The 22,627-nt window shown below is 61.8% G+C and carries 20 protein-coding genes; 5 read left to right on the plus strand and 15 right to left on the minus strand.

What is annotated here, in order from left to right; translation table 11 throughout:
- Window positions 1-36: 36 nt before the first annotated feature.
- The 4 genes from R1A29_RS27275 to R1A29_RS27290 all read right to left on the minus strand — a co-directional run bounded on the left by R1A29_RS27275 (window position 37) and on the right by R1A29_RS27290 (window position 6,080).
- Entirely contained in the window at window positions 37-1,761 is a 1,725-nt protein-coding gene (locus R1A29_RS27275; RefSeq protein ID WP_119427510.1) for a putative 2-aminoethylphosphonate ABC transporter permease subunit, read from the minus strand.
- A complete protein-coding gene (locus R1A29_RS27280; RefSeq protein ID WP_074690113.1) occupies window positions 1,761-2,837 on the minus strand; it encodes a putative 2-aminoethylphosphonate ABC transporter ATP-binding protein in 1,077 nt (358 codons plus the stop codon). Before R1A29_RS27280 ends, R1A29_RS27275 begins: the two co-directional genes overlap by 1 nt.
- Window positions 2,838-2,944: 107 nt before the next feature.
- Window positions 2,945-3,808, minus strand: coding sequence for a LysR family transcriptional regulator (locus R1A29_RS27285; RefSeq protein ID WP_102619666.1), 864 nt, complete (start codon window positions 3,806-3,808; stop codon window positions 2,945-2,947).
- A gap of 16 nt (window positions 3,809-3,824) precedes the next feature.
- Window positions 3,825-6,080, minus strand: a complete 2,256-nt coding sequence (locus R1A29_RS27290) for a heavy metal translocating P-type ATPase (protein WP_438300069.1) — start codon at window positions 6,078-6,080, stop codon at window positions 3,825-3,827.
- Window positions 6,081-6,164: 84 nt separating this feature from the next.
- On the opposite strand from R1A29_RS27290, the gene cadR reads away from it, so the two are divergent.
- A complete protein-coding gene (gene cadR / locus R1A29_RS27295; RefSeq protein ID WP_064600182.1) occupies window positions 6,165-6,614 on the plus strand; it encodes a Cd(II)/Pb(II)-responsive transcriptional regulator in 450 nt (149 codons plus the stop codon).
- Between the two features lie 128 nt (window positions 6,615-6,742).
- Here the strand turns inward: cadR and R1A29_RS27300 are convergent, their stop codons facing one another.
- The 3 genes from R1A29_RS27300 to R1A29_RS27310 all read right to left on the minus strand — a co-directional run bounded on the left by R1A29_RS27300 (window position 6,743) and on the right by R1A29_RS27310 (window position 9,460).
- Window positions 6,743-7,714 (minus strand): thymidylate synthase, encoded by a 972-nt coding sequence (locus R1A29_RS27300; protein WP_011336420.1) that lies wholly within the window; start codon window positions 7,712-7,714, stop codon window positions 6,743-6,745.
- 51 nt (window positions 7,715-7,765) lie between these two features.
- Complete coding sequence (gene lgt, locus R1A29_RS27305) at window positions 7,766-8,581, minus strand: prolipoprotein diacylglyceryl transferase (RefSeq protein ID WP_065258902.1); 816 nt, start codon at window positions 8,579-8,581, stop codon at window positions 7,766-7,768.
- A gap of 96 nt (window positions 8,582-8,677) precedes the next feature.
- Entirely contained in the window at window positions 8,678-9,460 is a 783-nt protein-coding gene (locus R1A29_RS27310) for a sulfite exporter TauE/SafE family protein (protein WP_134828427.1), read from the minus strand.
- Between the two features lie 130 nt (window positions 9,461-9,590).
- Here R1A29_RS27310 and R1A29_RS27315 point away from each other — a divergent pair, with 130 nt between their 5' ends.
- Window positions 9,591-10,337 carry an NRDE family protein gene (locus R1A29_RS27315; RefSeq protein ID WP_438300070.1) on the plus strand — a complete coding sequence of 249 codons (747 nt, stop codon included), beginning with the start codon at window positions 9,591-9,593 and terminating at the stop codon, window positions 10,335-10,337.
- A gap of 31 nt (window positions 10,338-10,368) precedes the next feature.
- Here R1A29_RS27315 and ptsP read toward each other — a convergent pair whose 3' ends face one another.
- Together ptsP and R1A29_RS27325 are read right to left on the minus strand one after the other, a co-directional pair.
- Window positions 10,369-12,633 (minus strand): phosphoenolpyruvate--protein phosphotransferase, encoded by a 2,265-nt coding sequence (gene ptsP / locus R1A29_RS27320; RefSeq protein ID WP_085709024.1) that lies wholly within the window; start codon window positions 12,631-12,633, stop codon window positions 10,369-10,371.
- A gap of 22 nt (window positions 12,634-12,655) precedes the next feature.
- Window positions 12,656-13,135, minus strand: coding sequence for an RNA pyrophosphohydrolase (locus tag R1A29_RS27325; RefSeq protein ID WP_003229203.1), 480 nt, complete (start codon window positions 13,133-13,135; stop codon window positions 12,656-12,658).
- Between the two features lie 143 nt (window positions 13,136-13,278).
- Between R1A29_RS27325 and R1A29_RS27330 the strand changes: the two genes are divergently transcribed.
- Window positions 13,279-13,935, plus strand: coding sequence for an HAD family hydrolase (locus tag R1A29_RS27330; RefSeq protein WP_085709023.1), 657 nt, complete (start codon window positions 13,279-13,281; stop codon window positions 13,933-13,935).
- 22 nt (window positions 13,936-13,957) lie between these two features.
- On the opposite strand, the gene R1A29_RS27335 is transcribed toward R1A29_RS27330, so the two are convergent.
- Window positions 13,958-14,383, minus strand: coding sequence for a DUF2269 domain-containing protein (locus R1A29_RS27335; RefSeq protein ID WP_119427503.1), 426 nt, complete (start codon window positions 14,381-14,383; stop codon window positions 13,958-13,960).
- A gap of 39 nt (window positions 14,384-14,422) precedes the next feature.
- On the minus strand, window positions 14,423-15,937 hold the full coding sequence (gene ilvA, locus R1A29_RS27340) for a threonine ammonia-lyase, biosynthetic (RefSeq protein ID WP_114886161.1): 1,515 nt from the start codon (window positions 15,935-15,937) through the stop codon (window positions 14,423-14,425).
- A 146-nt stretch (window positions 15,938-16,083) separates the two neighbouring features.
- Between ilvA and rpiA the strand changes: the two genes are divergently transcribed.
- Window positions 16,084-16,758 (plus strand): ribose-5-phosphate isomerase RpiA, encoded by a 675-nt coding sequence (gene rpiA, locus R1A29_RS27345; RefSeq protein ID WP_438300071.1) that lies wholly within the window; start codon window positions 16,084-16,086, stop codon window positions 16,756-16,758.
- A gap of 54 nt (window positions 16,759-16,812) precedes the next feature.
- On the opposite strand, the gene R1A29_RS27350 is transcribed toward rpiA, so the two are convergent.
- The 4 genes from R1A29_RS27350 to R1A29_RS27365 all read right to left on the minus strand — a co-directional run bounded on the left by R1A29_RS27350 (window position 16,813) and on the right by R1A29_RS27365 (window position 21,124).
- Entirely contained in the window at window positions 16,813-17,730 is a 918-nt protein-coding gene (locus tag R1A29_RS27350; RefSeq protein WP_438300072.1) for an SdiA-regulated domain-containing protein, read from the minus strand.
- A 106-nt stretch (window positions 17,731-17,836) separates the two neighbouring features.
- Window positions 17,837-18,760 carry an SdiA-regulated domain-containing protein gene (locus R1A29_RS27355; RefSeq protein WP_438300073.1) on the minus strand — a complete coding sequence of 308 codons (924 nt, stop codon included), beginning with the start codon at window positions 18,758-18,760 and terminating at the stop codon, window positions 17,837-17,839.
- 263 nt (window positions 18,761-19,023) lie between these two features.
- Window positions 19,024-19,689, minus strand: coding sequence for a fumarylacetoacetate hydrolase family protein (locus R1A29_RS27360; RefSeq protein WP_438300074.1), 666 nt, complete (start codon window positions 19,687-19,689; stop codon window positions 19,024-19,026).
- 40 nt (window positions 19,690-19,729) lie between these two features.
- Window positions 19,730-21,124 carry an FAD-binding oxidoreductase gene (locus R1A29_RS27365; RefSeq protein ID WP_085709016.1) on the minus strand — a complete coding sequence of 465 codons (1,395 nt, stop codon included), beginning with the start codon at window positions 21,122-21,124 and terminating at the stop codon, window positions 19,730-19,732.
- A 204-nt stretch (window positions 21,125-21,328) separates the two neighbouring features.
- Here R1A29_RS27365 and serA point away from each other — a divergent pair, with 204 nt between their 5' ends.
- Complete coding sequence (gene serA, locus R1A29_RS27370) at window positions 21,329-22,558, plus strand: phosphoglycerate dehydrogenase (RefSeq protein WP_085709015.1); 1,230 nt, start codon at window positions 21,329-21,331, stop codon at window positions 22,556-22,558.
- Window positions 22,559-22,627 lie beyond the last annotated feature (69 nt).

Below are 22,627 nucleotides of genomic sequence, written 5' to 3' on the forward strand. Positions count from 1 at the left end.
TGTAGGTGAGTTGAGGCTAAAGGGACAAGTCGTGGATCAGTGGCCGGGCGCCGTTTGCCGCCAGGCCTGGGAACGGCGCAGCAAGCCGCGCGAAGCCCACGCCAGCAGCAAGGACACGCCCGCCGAGGTGAACAGAATCAGGGTCGACATCGCCGCCGCACCGCCGACGTTGCCGGCGTCATCCATGTTCAGCACCGCCACCGCTGCGAGGATGGTGTCGGGGCTGTAGAGGAAGATCGCGGCGGAAACGGTGGTCATCGCCGAGACGAACAGGTAGCGCACGATGTCCAGCAGCGCCGGCAGGCAGATCGGCACGGTGACCCGCAGGTAATGCCGGTACAACGGCGCCTTGAGCGACAGCGCGGCGGCTTCGAACTCGGCGTCGAGCTGGCGCAGCGCGGTGGTGGCGGTCATCTGCGCAGTGGTCAAATAGTGAGCAATGGTGCAGACGATCAGCAGGGTCATGGTCCCGTACAGCACATGCAACGGGTTGCCGGTCAGGTTGAAGAAGAAGACATAACCCAGACCCAGCACCAGCCCCGGCACCGCCATCGGTACGAAACTGAGCATGCGCAGTGTCAGATTGAGTCCGCGCTGGCTGCGGGTCTTTTCCATCAGGTAGGCGCCGGTGAAGATCAGCACGCTGCCGATCAACGCCGTACCCAGCGCCATTTTCAGACTGTTGCCGTAGGCCAACCAGCCACCGCCGGCTGTTTCGTTGAACTGATAGTGATTGAGCGACAGCGACAGGTTGTACGGCCAGAACTTCACCAGCGACGAGAACACCGCCATGCCGAACACCAGCAGCAACGCCGCGCTGATCAGCAGAACGATGGCCAGATAACAGGCGTCGCGCTTCTTCGACGGCGCCGGTTTGAACACCTGGGCACGGCCGCTCATGGAGTCGCCGTGACGACGACGCAGCCAGGCATCGACACCGAAGCTGAACAGCGCCGGCAGCAACAGAACCATGCCGATCAACGCACCGCGACCGAACTGCTGTTGGCCGACCACCGCTTTGTAGGCTTCCAGCGCCAGCACTTGATAGTCGCCACCGACCACCACCGGCACACCGAAATCGGTGATGGTCAGGGTGAACACCAGACAGAACGCGGCGAACACAGCCTGGCGAGTCGCCGGCCAGGTGATGCTGCGGAAGGCTTTCGCCGGACTGGCGCCCATGCTCGACGCAGCGTCGAACAGTCGCGCATCCGCCAGCGACAGGGCTGACAGCAAAATCATCAAGGCGTGTGGGAAGGTGTAGATCACCTCACCCAGAACAATCCCCCAGAAGCCGTAGATGTTGTCCGACAGCAGTCCGCGCAACATGCCCTGATTGCCGAACAGATAGACCAGCGCAATCCCCGGCAGCATCGATGGCGCCATCAGTGGCAGCAGGGAAATCCCGCGCCAGATGCCTTTTGCCGGAATCAATGTGCGCTGCAAGGCGTAGGCAAAGAGGTAGGCCAGCGGTACGACGATCGCCGCGACGCTGAGGGAAACTTTCAGGCTGTTACCGAGCAGCCAGTGAAAATTGTCGCTGGTCACCAGCTCCTTCGCGGCGAGCCAGCCACCGCCCTGCCCGGCTTCGCTGCTGAAGCCGCGCCAGAAGATCGCCAGCAAAGGCAACAGCACCGCCACACCGAGCAGCACCAGCAGCAGGAGTTTGCCGCCGAGGACGAAGATCCGGTCACCGACCTCGGCCCCGGACACCTGCCGCGCCTGCTTTTGCGGTAGCGGCAGTGCGAGGTTGCTGTTCATCAGGCAAACACCTGCAGGCTGCGCGGCGGCAAGGCGACCATGATCTGCTGGGCGCCAAGGCGCGGCATGGCCTCCGGTGCCAGTTCGGCGAGCAAGGCGTGGCCGGGCAATTGATCGAGTTCGAAGCTCATGCGGCAGCGGTTGCCGAGGAAAGTGATCTCGCGGACCTTGGCCGGGAACAGGTTTTCCTCATGCACCAGTGGATTGACGTTGATCGCTTCCGGGCGGCAGAACAGTCGGCCCGACGGGCTGTGGACGCTGCCGTCGGCCAGGCGCAGGTTCATCCCGCCGACCTTGGCGTGGCTGTCGCTGCTGCGCTGGAACGGCAGCCAGTTGCCCTGGCCGACGAACTCGGCCACGAACGGCGTGGCCGGGCGGTTGTAGATTTCCTGCGGGGTGGCGTACTGCTCGACCTTGCCGTTGTTCATCACGGCGATGCGGTCGGCCATCAGCATGGCTTCGTCCTGATTGTGGGTGACCATCAGGGTGGTGATACCGAGGTTGCGTTGCAGTTGGCGCAGCTCGGTGCACAGATGCTCGCGGACCCGGGCATCGAGGGCCGACATCGGTTCGTCGAGCAACAGCAGCGACGGCGCCGGTGCCAAGGCACGTGCCAGGGCCACCCGTTGTTGCTGGCCACCGGACAACTGGCCCGGGTACTTTTTCTCACTGCCGCTGAGGCCGACCAGTTCCAGCATCTGACCCACGCGACGGCGCACTTCATCGCGACCGCTACCGGCAAGGCCGTAGGCAATGTTCGCTTCGACAGTCAGATTGGGGAACAGCGCGTAGGACTGGAACAGGATCCCGTAGTCCCGAGCCTGGGGCGCGAGGTGGGAAACGTCGCGCTCGCCCAGATACAACTCGCCGCTGTCCTGCTTCTCCAGACCGGCAATGCAACGCAGCAGCGTGGTCTTGCCACAGCCCGACGGGCCAAGCAGGCACACCAGCTCACCGGCCGCGACATCGAGGGAGACGTTATCCAGCGCCGTGAAGGCGCCGAAGCGCTTCTGCACGCCGCGCACTTTCATCGGGGCGCCGGGGTTGGTCAGGGCAGTTGCGATTGCAGGGTTCATGGACAGGCCTCATCAAGCAGATGAGACGAATCCTAGAGTTGTAATGCGTCGGTCATATGGCAACGAGGCAAAAACGACCGATAGTGGTATTCAGGGATTTTGGTTTATCAGGCCGGAGACATTTCCTGCGCCAGCCCGAGAAACGCCGCCGGCAAGCGCGCATTCTTGCGTTCCTTGAGACAGTAGAGGTATTCGGGAATCTGCGGCGCATTCTCCAGGGTCAGCACCCGCAACTGCGGATCGTGCGGCACTTCCTGGCGGGCAATGATGCTGATGCCGATGTTGCGCAACACCGCCTCGCGGATCGACTCGCGGCTGCCGATCTCCAGCAACGGTCCGAAACTGACTCCCGCGCCGGCCAGCAACTCTTCGGTCAGCCGACGGGTGGTCGAGCCCGGCTCGCGCATCAACAGGGTATGCCCGGCCAGCGCGCTCAGCGTCACATGGTCGTGCGCCGCCAGCGGATGATTGCGATGCACCGCCAGTACCAGCGGATCACTGCCGAGCACCCGGCGGATCAGCCGCGCATCGTCGAGCAACTGCGACGAGGCCGCGACATCCACCCGGTAATCCTCCAGCGCTTCGAGCACTTGCTGTGAATTGCCGATTTCCACCGACACTTCCACCTGCGGCAGGCGCTCGCGGAAGGTCTTCACCAGATCGAGGATGTAATACGGCGCCGTGGCGGCGATGCGCAGCGTGCCCTGAACCTGGCCGCTGTTGCGCAGGAAGAACTCGATATCGGCCTCCTGCTGCAACAGCGCCTTGACCATCGGCAACAGCCGCGCGCCTTCATCGCTGACACTCAGGCGGCGGCCACCACGGTAGAACAGCTCCACCGAATACTGGCTTTCCAGATTGCGGATCTGGGTGGTCACGGTCGGTTGGCTGAGGCCGAGCTTTTTCGCCGCCAGCGTGATGCTGCCCAGGCGGGCCACCATGTAAAACGCTTTCAGCTCGGCACTCAGCACAAATGTCCCTCTTCCTCTATTTGCGCAGCAGGCGCAAACCGTTGAACACCACCAGCAGGCTTACGCCCATGTCGGCAAACACCGCCATCCACATGGTGGCGAGCCCGGCGAAGGTTACCCCAAGAAAGATAGCCTTGATCACCAATGCCAACGCAATGTTCTGTTTCAGGATGCTGGCCGTGTTGCGGGACAGGCTGATGAACGCCGGAATCTTGCGCAGATCATCGTCCATCAGGGCGACATCGGCGGTTTCAATCGCCGTATCGGTACCGGCCGCTGCCATCGCAAAACCGATCTCCGCCCGAGCCAGTGCCGGCGCATCGTTGATGCCGTCGCCGACCATGCCGACCCGACGGCCCTGCGCGTACAGGTCCTCGATGGCTTGCAGTTTGTCGGTGGGCAGCAAGTCGCCCTTGGCCTGATCAATCCCGACCTGCGCCGCAATCGCCTGCGCGGTGTGGACGTTGTCGCCGGTCAGCATCAGGGTTTTCACGCCCAGATCGTGCAACTGGCGGATCGCCTCGCGGCTGGTTTCCTTGACCGTGTCGGCCACGGCGAACAGCGCCAGCGGGCCGGAACGGTCGAGCAGCAACACCACGGACTTGCCCTGTTTCTCCAGCGCGAACAGCTTTTCTTCCAGTTGCGGCGAGCACAGGCCCAGCTCTTCCACCAGACGGTGGTTGCCCAAATGGTAGGCCTGACCGTTGACCTCACCTTTCACACCGCGCCCGGCCAGGGCTTCGAAGTTATCCACAACCAGCGGCGCGAAACCTTTATCCACAGCGGCATTGGCGATGGCCAGCGACACCGGGTGATCGGAACGCCCGGCCAGCGCGGCGGCAATGGCCGGGGCTGTGGCGTCGGCAGTCGGGTCGAGGGACAGGTAATCGGTCTGCACCGGTTTGCCGTGGGTGATGGTGCCGGTCTTGTCGAGGGCCAGATAGTCGAGCTTGAAACCGCCCTCCAGGTACACGCCGCCCTTGACCAGAATGCCTTTGCGCGCTGCTGCGGCGAGGCCGCTGACGATGGTCACCGGGGTGGAAATCACCAGTGCGCACGGGCACGCGACCACCAGCAGCACCAGCGCGCGATAGATCCAGTCGAACCACGCGGCACCCATGAACAGCGGCGGGATGATCGCCACGGCCAGGGCCAGAACGAAGACCACCGGGGTGTAGATTTTCGAGAACTGATCGACGAAGCGCTGGGTCGGCGCACGTGCGCCTTGCGCCTGTTCCACGGCGTGGATGATCCGCGCCAGGGTGGAATTGTTCGCCGCTGCGGTCACTGTGTATTCCAGCGAACCGGCCTGGTTGATGGTGCCGGCGAACACTTTGTCGCCGACGGTTTTTTCCACCGGCAGGCTTTCACCGGTGATCGGCGCTTGGTCGATAGTCGAACTGCCGCTGACGACTTCACCGTCCAGCGCGATGCGCTCGCCGGGTTTCACCCGCACGCGGGCGCCGAGGTCGATGCTTTTCACATCCAGTTCGACCCAGTTGCCGTCAGCCTGCAACACAGTCGCCTGTTCTGGCGTCATCTGCATCAAACCGCTGATGGCGTTGCGTGCGCGGTCCAGCGAGCGCGCTTCGATCAGCTCGGCCACGGTGAACAGGAACATCACCATCGCCGCTTCCGGCCACTGGCCGATCAACACGGCGCCGGTCACGGCGATGCTCATCAGGGCGTTTATGTTGAGGTTGCGGTTCTTCAGGGCGATCCAGCCCTTCTTGTAGGTGGTAAGGCCGCCGCTGAGGATCGAGATCAGCGCGATGATCGCCACCACCCAGGTTGGAGCAGCGCTGGTGAAGTGGATCACTTCGGCAGCGAGCGCACCGACGCCGGACAGCGCCAGTGGCCACCAGTGTTTTTTCACCGGGGCGGCGGCCGGGGCATCAACGCCCGCCTCCAGCGGCTCGGCCTGCATGCCGAGGGATTTGATCGCGTCGATGATCGGCGCAGTGTCCGGCAGATTGTGGGTCACGCCAAGTACGCGGTTGATCAGGTTGAATTCCAGTTGCTGGATCCCGGCCAGTTTGCCGAGCTTGTTCTGGATCAGCGTCTGTTCGGTCGGGCAGTCCATCGCCTCGATGCGGAAACTGCTCAACCGGGCGTCGGCGCTTTTCGCTTCGCTCAGTTGAATCAGCGACGGCGCCGCGGCTTTTGATGCACAGCAGGAATCAGCGCCGTGGTCATGTTTATGCACAGGCTGCAATTTGTGGCTGTGGTCGTGTCCCGCGTGGGATTTGTGGGTGTGCTGGGAATCGCTCATTGGTCGCGTCCATGAAGGTGCCTGTTGCCAAGTAAAGACCCTGTAGCCACTATAGGGTCAAGCACCCTTTTGGAGATTGCCGTCATGAAGATCGGAGAACTGGCGAAACAGACCGATTGCGCCGTGGAAACCATCCGCTACTACGAGCGCGAAAACCTGCTGCCGGAACCGGCCCGCAGCGACGGCAACTACCGCGTCTACACCCAGGCCCATGCCGAGCGCCTGACCTTCATCCGCAACTGCCGCACCCTCGACATGACCCTCGAAGAAATCCGCAGCCTGCTCGCCTTGCGCGACAGCCCGCAGGATCAGTGCGAAAGCGTGAATGCGCTGATCGACGAGCACATCCAGCACGTCAAGGCGCGGATCGACGGGTTGCTGGCGTTGCAGACGCAACTGCTCGACCTGCGCCAGCGTTGTGGCGAAGGGCCGGAGGCGGATCAATGCGGGATCCTGCAGCGGCTGGAGGTGAGTGGCGGGGTTGTGGCGACGGAAGTGGAGCATTCGCATGTGGGCCGCAGTCACGGCCATTGATACTTACTCAGAACCAAATGTGGGAGCGGGCTTGCTCGCGAAAGCGGTGTATCAGCCAACATCTCTATCGACTCAAACACTGCCTTCGCGAGCAAGCCCGCTCCCACAGGGGTTTTGCGTATTGCTCGTCAGACTGCCATCGGCGCGGTCATCGGTGCATGGTGCTCGTAGCCTTCCAGCGAGAAGTCGCTCGGCTCCACCAGCTCCAGCCATTCCGGCTGGTAAACACCCGTCTTGGCGAATTCCGGCACACGATCCGAAATCTTCAGCTTCGGCATGGCGAACGGCTCGCGCTTGAGTTGTTCGTTGAGCATGTCGAGGTGGTTTTCGTAGACGTGGGCGTCACCGATGAAATAGGTGAACCAGCGCGGCGTGTAGCCGGTCAGGCGACCGATCAGGCTCAGCAGCGCAGCGCCTTCGGTGAGGTTGAACGGTGTGCCCAGGCCCAGGTCGTTGGAGCGGATGTAGAGGGTCAGAGAAATCTCTTTGGTCTCGACATTCGGGTGGAACTGGTACAGCAGATGGCACGGTGGCAGGGCCATTTCATCGAGCTGGGCGCAGTTCCAGCCGTGGAACAGGATGCGGCGGCTGCCCGGGTCCTTGATGATCGTGTCGACGCACTGGCGCACCTGATCGATGGCTTTGTACAACACCACGTAGGCCTGGCCGTCTTCTTCGCCCTGGGCAATCTGCTTGTAGCCGTTGCTCAGGGTTTGTTCGATGGCGGCGGTGTTGCTCAGCGGGATCTGCTTGTACGCCGGCCATTTGCGCCATTGCACACCGTAGATTTCGCCGAGGTCGTCTTCGCCCTGGCGGAACGGGTTGGCCAGCCACTGGGCGTTTTCGTTGGCGTTCTGATCCCAGACCTTGCAGCCCAGCGCACGGAATTCGGCGGCGTTGTTCACGCCACGCAGAAAGCCGCACATCTCGCCGATGGCCGACTTGAAGGCCATCTTGCGGGTGGTGATCGCCGGGAAACCTTCCTGCAGATCGAAGCGCAGCATGGCGCCCGGAAAGCTGATGGTGTTCACGCCGGTACGGTTGGCCTGTTTGGTGCCGTTGTTGATGACGTGCGACACCAGATCGAGATATTGCTTCATGAGTTACCTGTGTCCTTGAACCCCGGCCGACTGCGCCAGGGTTCGAATATTTTAAGCTGTCGGTGCAACCGGCGCCGACGGGGCACGGCGGTAGGCCAGCCAGATCAGGAACAGCCCGCCGATGATCATCGGTACGCAGAGGATCTGGCCCATGGTCAGCCAGTTCCAGGCCAGGTAGCCCAGTTGCGCGTCCGGCACGCGGACGAATTCGACGATGAAACGGAAGATGCCATAGAACAGCGCGAACATGCCCGAGACCGCCATGGTTGGCCGCGGCTTGCGCGAGAACAGCCAGAGGATCAGGAACAGTGCCACGCCTTCGAGCGCGAACTGATACAGCTGCGACGGGTGACGCGGCAGTTGCGCCGGGTCGCTGAACGGCGGAAACACCATGGCCCACGGCACGTCGGTGGCCTTGCCCCACAGCTCGGCGTTGATGAAGTTGCCGATACGCCCGGCGCCCAGACCGATCGGCACCATCGGCGCCACGAAGTCCATCAGCTGGAAGAACGACTTGCCGTTACGCTTGCCGAACCACAAGGCCGCCAGCATCACGCCGATGAAGCCGCCATGGAACGACATGCCGCCCTTCCACACTTCGAAAATCAGCGTCGGGTTGGCGATGTAGGCGCTCAGATCGTAGAACAGCACATAGCCCAGTCGCCCGCCGACAATCACCCCCATCGACAGCCAGAACACCAGGTCGGAGAGTTTCTCCTTGGTCCAGGTCGGGTCGAAACGGTTGAGCCGGCGCGACGCCAGCAGCCACGCACCGCCGATGCCGACCAGATACATCAGGCCGTACCAATGGATTTTCAGCGGACCGATGGCCAGGGCCACCGGGTCGATCTGCGGGTAAGGCAGCATTGCGACTCCTCGTTAGAGTTCAAATCTTCAAAATTCCCGGGCGACGCTGCCACCTCAGGATTAAGCCAGGATTGTGGCCTGCTCGGAACAGACGCCTCAGAACAGAAAGCTCAGTCCCACGCAGAACAGCAAAGCGGCGAACAGCCGTTTCAGCAACTTCGGCGACAACTTGTGCGCCAGCCGCGCGCCGATCCGGGCGAACACCATGCTGGTCAGCGCAATGCCCAGCAGCGCCGGCAGATACACAAACCCGAGACTATGGGCCGGCAGCAAAGGATCATGCCAGCCCAGAATCATGAAACTTATTGCACTTGCCAAAGCGATCGGCAGGCCACAGGCCGACGAGGTCGCTACGGCCTGCTGCATCGGCACGCTGCGCCAGGTCAGGAACGGCACGGTCAGCGAGCCGCCGCCAATGCCGAAAATCGCCGACGCCCAGCCGATCACACTGCCGGCCACGGTCAGACCGAATTTGCCGGGCACCGTTCGGCTGGCCTTGGGTTTGACGTCCAGCGCCAGCTGCGCCGCGATCACCAGGGCGAACACACCGATGATCTTCTGCAGGTTGGGCCCGGAGATCGCTTCGGCGGTCAGCGCGCCGAAACCGGCACCCAGCAGGATCCCCACGGTCATCCAGGCGAAAATCGGCCAGCGCACCGCCCCGCGTCGATGATGTTCACGCACGGCGTTGACCGAGGTGAAAATGATCGTCGCCAGCGACGTGCCGACGGCCAGGTGGGTCAGGATCGACGGATCGAAACCCTGCAAGGTGAAACTGAACACCAGCACCGGGACGATGATGATCCCGCCGCCAACCCCGAACAGCCCCGCCAGTACGCCTGCACAGGCACCCAGCGCCAGATAGAGCAGAAATTCCATGACTGCCTCCAGAGGCGCATCCCAAAACCGGAGCGGCATGGTAACGGATGGATACCCTTCGGCTCCACTGGCGATGGATGCACGGACGATGTCTGCGTAGAGTGGGCAGAAAACACACAAGGACCACCTTATGTGCCTGATCGTTTTCGCCTGGCGGCCGGGGCATGCCCAGCCGCTGATCGTCGCGGCCAACCGTGACGAATTCTACGCCCGGCCCAGTCTGCCGCTGGCCCAGTGGCCCGAGTCGCCGCACGTCCATGCCGGACGGGATCTGGAGGCGGGCGGCACCTGGCTCGGCCTCGGCGCCAACGGCCGTTTTGCCGCGCTGACCAACATCCGCGATCCGCATCAACCACCGGCCCGGCGCTCCCGGGGTGAACTGGTGGCGGGATTTCTGACCGGAAACCTGTCGATCGATGACTATCTGTCCGACGTTGTCGCCCGTTCGCCGGAATATGCCGGTTTCAATCTGCTGCTGGGCAATGCCAACGAGCTGTGGCATTTCAACGCCCGGTCTTCGGAACCGGTGATGTTGCAGCCGGGCATTTATGGACTTTCAAACGCGGGGCTGGATACGCCGTGGCCGAAACTGCTCAAGGCCAAGGCGGCATTGAGTGCGGTGCTGGATGATCCGCAGCCCGAGCAATTGCTCGCGCTGCTGGGGGATGCGCAGACGGCACCGTTCGCCGAGCTGCCGGACACCGGCGTGGGGCTGGCGACCGAGTCGTTGCTGTCGAGTGTGTTCATTGCCAGCCAGAGTTACGGGACCCGGGCGAGTACGGCGCTGATCGTGCAGGCGGACGGGACGCGGCGGATGGTGGAGCGCAGTTTCGGGCCGTATGGCGGGCATCTGGGGGAAGTGGAGATCAATCTCTGAAAATCGCAGCCCGAAGGCTGCGATCTTCTGTTCAGAGCGGTTTGACCATCCGCGACAGCCCGAGACTCTTCAGCGCCAGTTGCAGCGAGCTGTGGATAACTTGCGGGTTGTCGATGGTCATCAGTTCCGCCAGCAGATCCTTCGCCTTGCTCAGGTTGATCTGACGCAGCATCCACTTCACCTTCGGCAGGTTGGTGGCGTTCATCGACAAACTGTCGAAACCCATCGCCATCAACAGCACCGCTGCCGCCGGGTCACCGGCCATCTCGCCGCAGATGCTCACCGGCTTGCCTTCGGCATGGGCGTCACGCACGACGATCTGCAAGGCTTGCAGCACCGCCGGGTGCAGATAGTCGTAGAGGTCGGCCACGCGTGGGTTGTTGCGGTCCACGGCCAGCAGATACTGGGTCAGGTCGTTGGAACCCACCGACAGGAAGTCCACCATCCGCGCCAGTTCTCTGGTCTGGTAGACCGCCGCCGGAATCTCGATCATCACGCCCACCGGCGGCATCGGCACATCGGTGCCTTCGTCGCGCACTTCGCCCCAGGCCCGGTGGATCAGGTGCAACGCTTCTTCGAGCTCATGGATGCCGGAGATCATCGGCAACAGGATCCGCAGGTTGTTCAGGCCTTCGCTGGCCTTGAGCATCGCACGGGTCTGCACCAGGAAGATTTCCGGGTGGTCGAGGGTGACGCGGATCCCGCGCCAGCCAAGGAACGGGTTGTCTTCCTTGATCGGGAAGTACGACAGCGCCTTGTCACCGCCGATGTCCAGCGTACGCATGGTCACCGGTTGCGGGTGAAACGCCGCGAGCTGTTCGCGGTATATCGCCAGCTGTTCCTTCTCGCTCGGGAAGCGCTGGTTGATCATGAACGGCACTTCGGTGCGGTACAGGCCGACACCTTCGGCCCCACGCTTCTGCGCCCGCGCCACGTCCGCCAGCAGGCCGGTGTTGACCCACAGCGGCATGCGGTGACCGTCGAGGGTCACGCACGGCAAGTCGCGCAGGGTATCGAGGCCCAGCGCCAGTTGTTTCTCTTCTTCCACCACGTCGGCGAATTGCTTGATCAGCACTTCGCTCGGGTTGGTGTAGATTTCGCCCTTGATCCCGTCGACGATCATCGGGATGCCATCGACCTTGGCGTACGGCAAGTCGACTACACCCATCACCGTCGGAATACCCATGGCCCGGGCCAGGATCGCGACGTGGGAGTTACCCGAACCCAGTACCGAAACCAACCCCACCAGCTTGCCTTCCGGCACTTCACCGAGCTGGGTGGCGGTCAGCTCTTCACTGACCAGGATGGTGTTGTCGGGGAAAACCATGTTGGTGGTGCGGTCTTCCTGCAAGTAGGCCAGCAGACGACGACCGAGGTCACGCACATCCGACGCCCGCTCACGCAGGTATTCATCGTCCATCAACTCGAAACGGTTGACGTGGTCGGTCACCACCTGACGCAGCGCGCCCTGGGCCCACTGACCGGTCTTGATCACGGTTTTGACTTCGTTACCGAGGGACGCGTCATCGAGCATCATCTGGTACACGTCGAACAACGCGCGCTCTTCCGGACGCAACTGGGTGGCCAGTTTGGTCGACAGGTTGCGCATGTCGGCGCGCACGCCTTCAAGCGCCTTCTTGAACAGTTTTATTTCGGCATCGATGTCGTCGACAGACTTGTCCGGCACGACATCGAGGTCGGCAGGCGGCAGCATGACCACCGCCGTACCGACCGCCGCGCCCGGCGAACCCGGCACACCGACGAACTTGGCTTCCTGGATGCCCTTGCCCTGACGGCCCAGGCCACGGATCGACCCGGTGGCCTCGGCGTGGGCGATTACGCCGGCGAGCTGCGCGCTCATGGTCACGAGGAAGGCTTCTTCACCTTCATCGAACTGGCGGCGTTCTTTCTGCTGGATGACCAACACGCCGACGACGCGGCGGTGGTGAATGATCGGCGCCCCGAGGAACGAGGCGTAGCGCTCCTCGCCCGTTTCGGCGAAGTAGCGGTAGCGCGGGTGATCCGCGGCGTTTTCGAGGTTCAGGGGTTCTTCACGCGTGCCGACCAGGCCGACCAGACCTTCGTTGGGTGCCATGCTGACCTTGCCGATCGAGCGCTTGTTCAAGCCCTCGGTGGCCATCAGGACGAAGCGGTTGGTCTCGGGATCAAGCAGATAGACCGAGCAGACCTGGCTGCCCATGGCCTCTTTGACGCGCAACACAATAATCCCCAACGCCGCCTTGAGATCCTTGGCGGAGTTAACTTCCTGGACGATCTTGCGCAGCGTATTGAGCATGGCTCGGGGTCGAACTCCGTCGTCAGTCGCGCGCTAAAAGGCGCGGGGCAAGCTCTTTGAGAGCGCGGCGATACACCTCGCGCTTGAATGTCACCACCTGGCCCAGCGGATACCAATAGCTGACCCAGCGCCAGCCATCGAACTCCGGTTTACCGGTCAAATCCATCCGCACCCGCTGCTCGTTGGAGATCAGGCGCAGGAGAAACCACTTCTGTTTCTGGCCGATGCACAGCGGTTGGCTGTGGGTTCGCACCAGACGTTGCGGCAAACGATAGCGCAACCAGCCCCGGGTACAGGCGAGAATTTCAACATCTTCGCGTTCCAGGCCCACTTCTTCGTTCAACTCGCGGTACAAGGCGTCTTCCGGCGTCTCCTCGGGATTGATTCCTCCCTGTGGAAACTGCCAGGCATCTTGATTGATACGGCGAGCCCATAGCACCTGTCCGGCGTCATTCGTCAGAATGATCCCGACATTAGGACGGAAACCATCGGGGTCGATCACGGCAACAACCTCGCAAACGCATGTCGCCGCATTGTTCCACAAAGCTTGTGAAGGCGGCAACGAAGGTTCCGAGCTTATGTGCACTCTTGTGAAAAGACCGTATTCTTGTGGCCTTTTTACTGACTTTTCAGCGGGTAACTGCAATGCGCCTGGCTTTATTCGATTTGGACAACACCCTTCTGGGCGGCGACAGCGATCACGCCTGGGGCGATTATCTGTGTGAACGCGGCTTCCTCGACCCGATCGCCTACAAGGCGCGCAACGACGAGTTCTACCAGGATTACCTGGCGGGCAAACTGGATAACGCCGCGTACCTGAACTTCTGCCTGGAAATCCTCGGCCGCACTGACATGGCCGTGCTCGAGCAATGGCACAGCGACTTCATGCGTGACTGCATCGAGCCACTGATGCTGCCAAAAGCGGTCGAGCTGCTGAAAAAGCACCGCGATGCCGGCGACAAACTGGTGATCATCACCGCCACCAACCGCTTCGTCACCGCACCGATTGCCGTGCGCCTGGGCGTTGAAACCCTGATCGCCACCGAGTGCGAGATGCAGGACGGCCGCTACACCGGCCGCAGCACCGACGTGCCGTGCTTCCGCGAAGGCAAGGTGACGCGCCTGAACCGCTGGCTGGAAGAGACCGGGCATTCGCTGGAAGACAGCTACTTCTACAGCGACTCGATGAATGACTTGCCGCTGCTGGAGCAGGTGGTGAACCCGGTCGCTGTTGATCCGGACCCGAATCTGCGGGCTGAAGCCGAGAAGCGTGGCTGGTCGGTCATCTCGCTGCGCGATTGATCTCAAGATCGGGCGCCGGGCCTTAAACCGGCTTGGCGCCCATCAACCCGGCAATCGCGACAAAGCAGACAAAACTGAACAACGCCAGGGCAAAGCTGAACCGGCCGACGCCGCCCGGCGTCTTGCGCAAGCGATTCAAGCGCACCAGCAGCCAGAACCACGCCAGCGCCGCCACGGTGTACAGCACGCTGGAGGCCAGAATCCACGTCTGCCCCAACGGCCAGCCCACCAGATGCACCATCCACCAGCCGGTGAACGGCATGCTCAGCAGCGCCAGGCCCATCAGCAGCCAGACAAACACCCGTGGCCGCTGCAAGGTGCGGCTGCCCGCCGTCGCATCACCCTTGCGCCGGGCCAGCAAAACCCAGACACCCAGCCCCAGCGCACTCGCCAGCAAAACCACGGTGGCGACCATGTGCGCCGTTTTCAGGGCAGTTAACGTTTCCATTGTCGAATTTCCTTATGGCCTGCCCATCAGCGTAGCCGCTCAGCCAAGAAACAGCTGATAGGCCGGGTTGTCGCTTTCGTCCCAGTACGGGTAGCCGATTTCCGCCAGTGCTGCGGGAACCAGATGTCGCTCGTCGTGAGGCACCTGCAGGCCGGCGACCACACGACCGTCCGCCGCGCCGTGGTTGCGGTAGTGGAACATCGAGATGTTCCAGCGCCCGCCGAGCTTGTTGAGGAAGTTGAACAGCGCGCCCGGACGCTCCGGGAACTCGAAACGCAGCACCACTTCATCGACCACCTGCGCCGCGCGCCCGCCGACCATGTGGCGGATGTGCAGCTTGGCCAGTTCGTTGTCGGTGAGGTCGAGTACCGGGAAACCCTGTTCGGTCAGGCTCGCCAGCAGTGCACTGCGCGGATCGTTTTCCGGGTGAGTCTGCACGCCGACGAAGATGTGCGCTTCGCTGCCGGTGTTGTAGCGATAGTTGAATTCAGTGATCTGGCGCTTGCCGATGGCTTCGCAGAACGCCTTGAAGCTGCCGGCCTGCTCCGGGATGGTCACGGCGATGATCGCTTCGCGGCCCTCGCCCAGCTCTGCACGCTCGGCGACGTGACGCAGGCGGTCGAAGTTGACGTTGGCCCCGGAATCGATGGCGACGAAAGTCTTGCCGCTGACGCCGCGCTGTTCGACGTACTTTTTGATCCCGGCCACACCCAGGGCGCCGGCCGGTTCGGTGATCGAACGGGTGTCGTCGTAGATGTCCTTGATCGCCGCGCAGATCTCGTCGGTGCTGACGGTGATCACTTCATCGACGTAATCCTTGCAGATATCGAACGTGTGCTGGCCGATCTGCGCCACCGCCACGCCGTCGGCGAAGATGCCCACGGTCGGCAGCACCACGCGTTCGCCCGCCGCCATCGCCGCCTGCAGGCAGTTGGAGTCGTCGGGCTCGACGCCGATGACCTTGATGTCCGGCCGCAGGTATTTCACGTAAGCCGCGATGCCGGCGATCAGGCCGCCGCCGCCCACCGGCACGAAGATCGCGTCCAACGGCTGCGGATGCTGGCGCAGGATTTCCATCGCCACGGTGCCCTGCCCGGCAATGGTGTGCGGATCGTCGTACGGGTGGATGTAGACGTAGCCTTTTTCATCGACCAGTTTCAGCGAGTAGGCCAGGGCTTCCGGGAACGAATCCCCGTGCAGCACCACTTTGCCGCCACGGGAACGCACGCCTTCGACCTTGATCTCCGGGGTGGTCTTGGGCATCACGATGGTCGCCTTTACGCCCAGTACTTTCGCCGCCAGGGCCAGGCCCTGCGCATGGTTGCCCGCCGACGCGGTGACCACGCCACGGGCACGTTCTTCGTCGCTCAACTGGGTCAGCTTGTTGTAGGCGCCGCGAATCTTGAACGAGAACACCGGCTGCAAGTCTTCGCGCTTGAGCCAGATGTCGTTGCCCAGCCGCTCGGAGAGCTGGCGAGCGTTCTGCAGCGGGGTTTCTACGGCAACGTCATAAACGCGCGAGGTGAGGATCTTCTTGACGTACTGTTCGAGCATCGGAAAGCATCACTGGCGGTTGAGCGGGATCAACGAGTCTAACCCGGCTTTCGGCCGGACGACCACACGATTGCAGAGGTTTTAGCCCGGCTTGCGGCTATAATGCCGGCCTTTCCGTTCTTACCTTGCCCGCTTCCGGAGCCCGCATGACCCAGGATCAACTCAAACAGGCCGTAGCCCAGGCCGCCGTCGACTTCATCCTTCCGAAACTCGACGACAAGAGCATCATCGGCGTCGGCACCGGCTCCACCGCCAACTGCTTTATCGACGCCCTCGCCCAGCACAAGGGTGCGTTCGATGGCGCGGTCGCCAGCTCCGAAGCCACCGCCGCGCGCCTCAAGGGCCACGGGATTCCGGTGTACGAACTGAACACCGTCAGCGACCTGGAGTTCTACATCGACGGCGCCGACGAAAGCGACGCGCACCTGAACCTGATCAAGGGCGGCGGCGCAGCCCTGACCCGCGAGAAGATCGTAGCGGCCGTGGCCAAGACCTTCATCTGCATCGCCGACGGCAGCAAACTGGTGCCGGTGCTCGGCGCGTTCCCGCTGCCGGTGGAAGTGATTCCGATGGCTCGCAGCCACGTCGCCCGCCAACTGGTGAAGCTGGGCGGCGACCCGGTCTACCGTGAAGGCGTGCTGACCGACAACGGCAACATCATCCTCGACGTGCACAACCTGCAGATCACCAACCCGGTGGAGCTGGAAGCGCAGATCAATGCGATCGTCGGCGTGGTCACCAACGGCCTGTTCGCGGCGCGCCCGGCGAATCTGCTGTTGCTGGGAACCAGCGAAGGTGTGAAGACCCTGAAGGCCGAGTAAGCCTGAAGAACCTGTGGGAGCCTGTCCGCTCCCACAGGGGTTCAAAGAAGAATGTCAGTTCTGCTCTGGTTTTCTGAAGACATAAAACAGATTCGGCTCGCTCACCAGATACAACGTCCCGTCATCATCCATCGCAATGCCTTCCGCCTGCGGCACGGTTTTCTTCAGTCCTTGCCGGCCACCGCTCAACGACATCGTGCTCAACGGGCGCCCGTCCACATCCAGTTCCAGAATCAGCCGCGACTCGTCCGACAGCGCCAACAGATGGCCGCTGCGCTCGTCGTATTGCAGGCTCGACAGGTCACGCACGAACATCCCGGCATCGCGCTTGGGGTTGTTGATCACATGCACTGCGTAGGACTTCTCCGGGTTGAAGTGTGGGAAGCCGTGCACTTCGTAAATCAGCATCGGGTCGCGCTCCTTGGCCACGAACAGGCGCTTGCCCACCGAGTCGTAGGCCAGGCCTTCGAAACCCTTGTTGCCGCTCATGTGCACGCCGAGCGTCATCTGCTCGGCGTCCGCCGCATCGAGGTACGTCGTGCCCTGCTCCAGATGAATCTTGATCAACCGCTGCTGACGCTCATCGCTGATGACATAGGTATCGGCGCTGATGAACTCCACCGCCTCCGCATCGCCGAAGCCGATCAGCGCGACACGGCGCAGGATCCGGCCCTCCAGCGACAGCTCGATCAGCTCGGCATTCTTGTTGGTGACGGTGAACAGGCTCTTGCGCACCGGATCGTAGGTCAGCGCCGAGACATCGTCGTTCAACCCCTCAATTGTCCGGGCCTCGATGTCCACGCGGTACTGATCCAGATTGATCGCTTCAATGCTATGGGGCTGCCAGTGACTTTGCAGGTTGAACCAGGCGCGCTCGAACAGACGCAGGTATTGGCCGATCGCAATCAGTGCGATTAGGGCAATCACCGAAAGGATGATCAGAAGTGGCTTGGGACGGGCAAATCGACGCATGCGGGCTGGGCTCGGGATCAAAACAGGCGGATGAAATATCACGCCTGTCTGAATCGAAGCTTAAAGGCCACTTGCCCGGAACGACAACCTTGCGGCGGCGGGCTGGTTATTTCTGCTTTTCGAAGCGGTAGAACAGGTTCGGCTCGCTGACCATGTACAGCGTGCCCTGCTCGTCCATGGTCACGCCCTCGGCGCGGGGAATGGTGTTCTTGAGGCCGTTGAAACCGCCGAGCAGGGTCATGAAGCTGACTTGTTCGCCCTTCTCGTCCAGCTCCAGCAGCAGGTGCGAGTCGGCGGACAGCACCAGGGTATGGCCGGTACGCGGATCAATGGCCAGTGCCGAGAGGTTGCGGATGTCCAGGTCGTCGTTCGGCAGCTTCTGCTTGTCGCCGGTGAGGGTCTGGCTGCCGTCGCTTTTCCAGGTGAACAACGCCGGTGGACGCTCTTCGCCCAGCAACAGTCGTTGATTGCGGGCGTCCCAGGTGATGGCTTCGAAGGCCTTGTTCTGGTTTTTCGACGGGCCGAGGTCGTATTTCGGGAAATCGTCGCGCTTCAGTTCTCGGGTCGCGGCGTCGACCTTGACGATGGACAGCATGTGCTCGCGCTCATCGACAATCGCCACCAGGCCATTGCCCAGCACGGTCACACCTTCAGGATTGCTCCAGCCCACCAGCGGCATCTTGCGCAGCACGTCGCCCTGCAAGGTCAGCTCGACCAGGAACGGATTCTTGCCCATCACCGAAAACAGGGTCTTGGTCTGCGGGTCGTAGGACAGGTCCGAGGCCTCGTCCTTTTCCATGCCCGGCAGCAGTTTGCCGTCGATCACCACCCGATAGTCCGGCAGCCAGACGCTTTCCTTGCGCTCGGTCGGGCTTTCGAAGCGCTCGCGCACCCAGAGCAGGCCGCGGTCGTCCCAATGCATGGCATGCGCCAGACCGTAAGCGGCAGCGACCACCAGCAACAGCCAGTAATACCAGCGCAGGGCGAAACGTGAACGACGGGCAGGGTTGAGCTGAGTTTGAGATGACATCAGAGGACGCGTTCCGAAAATTCAGGCTATGGGTAATAGCACAAAGAGGCCGGCTCAGACGCCAGGATGACCGGAATTATCCGGACAAGATGTGAAAAAAACGGCAAATGGCGGGATTGCCTTATGCCTTTGCGGGCGGCACCACAAAAACAAATGTGGGAGCGAGCTTGCTCGCGAATGCGATAGATCAGTTAACGACGATGTCGACTGACCTGACGCATTCGCGAGCAAGCTCGCTCCCACAGTTTTTCTCAGAGTTGCAGTCAGCGCACGCTGCTGGTGAAGCGACTGGCGCCCGGCAGTTCCAGCACGATGTCATCGCCGACGTTGAACGGCCCCACGCCCACCGGCGTGCCGGTCAGGATCACATCACCGGCCTGCAGCGAGAAGCAGCCGGCCATGTGCTGGATCATCGGCACGATCGGGTTGAGCATCGCACTGCTGTTGCCGTCCTGGCGCACTTCGCCATTGATGGTCAGGCGGATGCCGATGTCGGTCAGGTCAGGGAAGGTGCTGCTGGCCACGAACGGGGCAATCACCGCCGCACCGTCGAACGACTTGGCGATTTCCCACGGCAGGCCTTTGGACTTGAGTTCGGCCTGCTTGTCGCGCAGGGTCAGGTCCAGCGCCGGGGCGAAACCTGAGATCGCGTCCAGCACTTCCTCACGACTCGGTTTGGTCGACAGCGGTTTGCCGATCAACACGGCGATTTCCGCTTCGTAATGCACGGAGCCGCGCTCGGTCGGAATGCTGAAACCGCCTTCCAGCGGCACCACGCAACTGCCCGGCTTGATGAACAGCAGCGGCTCGGTAGGGACCGGGTTATCCAGTTCCTTGGCGTGTTCGGCGTAGTTACGGCCGATGCACACCACTTTCCCCAGCGGAAAATGAATCCGCGTACCGTCGACATACTGGTGCTGATAGCTCATTACCGACTCCTGCCTTCATTGATTCATCAGGGATTGCCAATCAAACCGCGAAGATCTTGCCCGGGTTCATGATGCCGTTCGGGTCGAACACCGCCTTGACCGCTTTCATGTATTCGATTTCCACCGGCGAGCGGCTGTAGGTCAAGTAATCGCGCTTGGTCATGCCCACACCGTGTTCGGCGGAGATCGAACCGTTGTACTTCTCGACGGTTTCGAACACCCACTTGTTGACGGTGGCGCACTTGGCGAAAAACTCGTCCTTGCTCAAGTTGTCCGGCTTGAGGATATTCAGGTGCAGGTTGCCGTCGCCGATATGGCCGAACCAGACGATTTCGAAATCCGGGTAATGTTTGCCGACGATCGCGTCGATTTCCCGCAGAAACGCCGGGACTTTCGAAACGGTGACCGAGATGTCGTTCTTGTACGGCGTCCAGTGGGAGATGGTTTCGGAGATGTACTCGCGCAACTTCCACAGATTCTGCAACTGGGTTTCGCTCTGGCTCATCACGCCGTCCAGCACCCAGCCCTGCTCCACGCAGTGCTCGAAGGTTTCCAGGGCGCTGTTGGCCACTTCTTCAGTGGTCGCCTCGAATTCCAGCAAGGCGTAGAACGGGCAGTCGGTCTCGAACGGTGCCGGGACATCGCCACGGCCCATGACCTTGGCCAATGCCTTGTCGGAGAAGAATTCGAACGCGGTCAGGTCGAGCTTGCCCTGGAAGGCGTGCAGCACCGGCATGATCGAATCGAAATCGGCGGTGCCGAGGACCATCGCGGTGAGGTTTTTCGGTGCACGATCCAGACGCATGGTGGCTTCGACCACAAACCCGAGGGTGCCTTCGGCGCCGATGAACAGCTGGCGCAGGTCATAACCGGTGGCGTTCTTGATCAGGTCCTTGTTCAGTTCCAGCACATCGCCCTTGCCGGTGACCACTTTCATGCCCGCCACCCAGTTGCGGGTCATGCCGTAACGAATGACCTTGATCCCGCCGGCATTGGTGCCGATATTGCCGCCAATCTGGCTGGAACCGGCGGAAGCGAAGTCCACCGGGTAGTACAGGTGATGTTCTTCGGCCGCGTTCTGCAATTGCTCGGTGACCACGCCCGGCTGGCAAACGGCGGTGCGGTCGGTGAGGTTGATGTCGAGAATCTGGTTCATGTAGTCGAACGAGACAACCACTTCGCCATTGGCGGCGACGGCAGCGGCGGAAAGACCGGTGCGCCCGCCCGACGGCACCAGCGCCACTTTATGTTCGTTGGCCCAGCGGACGATGGCCTGCACTTGCTCGATGGTCTTGGGAAACACGATGGCGCTCGGCGCCGGGGCGAAGTGCTTGGTCCAATCCTTGCCGTACGCGTTCAGGGAGTCGGCATCGGTCAGGACCTTGCCAGGCTCGACCAGGGTCTTCAGTTCATCAATCAGGGCAGGATTGGTCATCGACAGAACTCTCGAACAATTCATGGTCATCCTGAGAACGCTTCACGTCGCAGGAATGAGTGATTAGCGGGGCGGCTATGCTAGCATACCGACCCCGCAGGCCAGTGCCCAACGGCGGTTCTGCGGTGACGGCTTTCTTGTCGTCAAGGTCAATGTCTGTTGACCATTTCCTGCCATTTTTCTCCGGGATACAGGTTTACGCAGATGAGCAAGACTTCTCTCGATAAGAGCAAGATCAAGTTCCTTCTTCTCGAAGGCGTCCACCAATCGGCTGTCGACGTCCTCAAGGCGGCGGGCTACACCAGCATCGAATACCTGACTGGCTCCCTGCCGGAAGACCAGCTCAAGGAAAAGATCGCTGACGCTCACTTCATCGGCATTCGTTCGCGCACCCAACTGACCGAAGAGATCTTCGATCACGCGAAGAAGCTGGTCGCAGTCGGCTGTTTCTGCATCGGCACCAACCAGGTCGACCTGGAAGCGGCCCGCGAGCGCGGCATCGCCGTGTTCAACGCACCGTACTCCAACACCCGCTCCGTGGCCGAGCTGGTGCTGGCCGAAGCGATCCTGCTGCTGCGCGGCATCCCCGAGAAAAACGCTTCCTGCCACCGTGGCGGCTGGATCAAGTCCGCAGCCAACTCCTTCGAGATCCGTGGCAAGAAACTGGGCATCGTCGGCTACGGCTCGATCGGTACTCAGCTGTCGGTCCTGGCTGAAGGTCTGGGCATGCAGGTGTTCTTCTACGACACCGTGACCAAGCTGCCACTGGGCAACGCGACCCAGGTCGGCAACCTGCACGAGCTGCTGGGCATGTCCGACATCGTCACCCTGCACGTTCCGGAAACCGCTGCGACCCAGTGGATGATCGGCGAGAAGGAAATCCGCGCCATCAAGAAAGGCGGCATCCTGATCAACGCTGCACGCGGCACCGTGGTCGAGCTGGATCACCTGGCTGCTGCGATCAAGGACAAGCACCTGATCGGCGCCGCCATCGACGTGTTCCCGGTCGAGCCGCGTTCCAACGACGAAGAGTTCGAAAGCCCGCTGCGTGGCCTGGACAACGTGATCCTGACCCCGCACATCGGCGGTTCCACCGCTGAAGCGCAGGCCAACATCGGTCTGGAAGTGGCAGAAAAACTGGTCAAGTACAGCGACAACGGTACTTCGGTATCGTCGGTGAACTTCCCGGAAGTAGCCCTGCCGGCTCACCCTGGCAAGCACCGTCTGCTGCACATCCACGAGAACATCCCGGGTGTGATGAGCGAGATCAACAAGGTCTTCGCCGAAAACGGCATCAACATCTCCGGTCAGTTCCTGCAGACCAACGAGAAGGTTGGCTACGTGGTGATCGACGTCGACGCCGAGTACTCGGAGCTGGCGCAAGAGAAGCTGCAACACGTCAACGGCACCATCCGTAGCCGTGTGTTGTTTTAAGAGCAGCTACGAGTAACAAGTATCAAGCGGCAAGTGAAAAGCGCTTTGGCTTGAAGCTCGTAGCTTGTA

It is taken from the genome of Pseudomonas sp. NMS19W, assembly GCF_051554255.1.
Taxonomy (GTDB): domain Bacteria; phylum Pseudomonadota; class Gammaproteobacteria; order Pseudomonadales; family Pseudomonadaceae; genus Aquipseudomonas; species Aquipseudomonas kribbensis.